General features: G+C 67.7%; 1 protein-coding gene. It reads left to right on the top strand.

Annotated elements, in window-relative coordinates; genetic code table 11:
* Nucleotides 1–267: 267 nt before the first annotated feature.
* Nucleotides 268–1,821: a serine/threonine-protein kinase gene (locus FHS38_RS34770; RefSeq protein WP_184740595.1), complete on the top strand. Its 1,554-nt coding sequence runs from the start codon at nucleotides 268–270 to the stop codon at nucleotides 1,819–1,821.
* The last annotated feature ends 23 nt before the right edge of the window (nucleotides 1,822–1,844 follow it).

Raw genomic sequence — 1,844 nt, 5'->3', positions numbered from 1 at the left:
TGTGACTGAGCGGGACAGTTGGCGCTTGAGCACGCTGGTTGGCGGCTGAGCACGGTAGTTGGCACGCAAGGTAGCGGTGGGACGGCCCTGAGCTGGGATTTCGCTGAACAGCTCTGGTCGACGGCGGCGCCGAGACGTACCCACGGAGCAGCCTCAGGTCAGGCGGCGGAGCGCAGTTGTTCGGGCATCGGCCCCCATTCCTCCTTGCGGCTGACCTGCATGGCCATACGCTGATTGCTGGCATGGCTTTGTCATCGGGGGTGGCGGGTGGAGCGCGGAGAGCTGATCGCGGGACGGTACGAGTTGGAGAAGCGGCTTGGACGGGGCGGCATGGGAGAGGTCTGGGCAGGGCGGGACCGGATGCTGCACCGGGATGTCGCGGTCAAAATGCTCGTGCTGGACGAGGGGGTGCACGCGGATCTGCCGCGCCGCTTCGAGCGGGAGGCGGTGGCCGCCGCGCAGATCAGCCATCCGAACGTGGTCGCCCTCCACGACCGTGGGGTCCACGAGGACCTGTGGTTCCTGATCATGGAGCGGGTCGAGGGGGCCAACCTCGCCGAACACATTCGCGACGAAAGTCCCATGGACGTAGGCCGTGCTCTGGGCATCGCGCAGGAGATCTGCGCGGCCCTGGTGGCCGCGCACGGCGCACAGATCATCCACTACGACATCAAGCCGCACAACGTGATGATCACCCCCGACGGCCGGGTCAAGGTGGTCGACTTCGGCATCGCAGGGTTCATCCAGAGGGCCTTCACCCTGGCTCACTCCTCGCAGCTTGCCCCTGCTGGCACGCCCGAGTACGGGGCGCCCGAGCAGTTCCTCAACGAACGCGGCGACGCGCGCTCGGACCTGTATGCCCTCGGCAGCGTCCTCTTCGCCTTACTCACCGGGCGTCCACCGTTCACTGGGCACACCGGCCTGGCGATCATGCACCAAAAGCTTGCCGAAGACGCACCCTCGCTCGGAGCACTGCGGCCCGAGCTGCCGCCCGCGGTGATCCAGCTCGTCGCTGAACTGCTCCGACGAGACCCCGACCAGCGCCCCCAGACAGCAGAAGCCGTCCACGAGCACCTGAACCGGCTGCGCACCGCCCTCGACACCCTCGGCACCGCCGCCGCGGCCACCATGACCCGCGTGCCGCCTCGCATCTCCACCCCGCCGCCCACCGAGCGGCTCCCCGCTGCCAACGGCCCCTTCGAGATTTCCTGGACCGGCCGGGAGCCAATCGCCGACTATGCACAAATATCCCTTCTGCACCCCTCCCGCGCGTCGCGTGTATGCGCGGTTCTGTGGGCGATCACGGCAGCCGGACTCGGTATCGGGCTGGGGACTGGACGCCTCCAAGGAATCCAGCAGGAGACCAGTCCCAGCTTTGGGAGCGTGGTCGGGTTAGTGGGCTCCGTAGCCGGGGCACCCGCCCTTGTTTTCCTCGGCCTGTTGGTTTTTGGCCTAGTCAGGAGCCGCTACGACCGGGAGCGGTCCCCCTGGTCCCTCAGCATCAGTCCGCACGGCATCATCGCCACCGGCGCCTACCGCCGTATGGTCGGCTGGGACCAGATCCAGATGGTCTCCGTAGAGACGATCGGTTCCGAAACGCCGTACCAATACAGGGCGCTGCATGTTCGCTCCACCGACGCCGCCAACCTTGCCAGCGCCCGTCCCGCAGGCTGGGCCTACCCCCAAAGAATCCGCCGCCGGCAGGACCGCCGCATCCCGCTCTGCGTCCTCGGACCCATGACCGACCAGCAGCACTCCGAGTTCACCACCGCCCTCATCCGCTACGCCGGCACACTCTGGCATCCGGAAGCCGGGCACTGACACACGAGACCTGAGCGCGGCGC

The organism is Streptomyces netropsis (genome assembly GCF_014203545.1).
GTDB lineage: Bacteria > Actinomycetota > Actinomycetes > Streptomycetales > Streptomycetaceae > Streptomyces > Streptomyces netropsis.
Note: the sequence above shows the minus strand (reverse complement) of the source record. Positions and strands in the feature narration are given on the sequence as shown.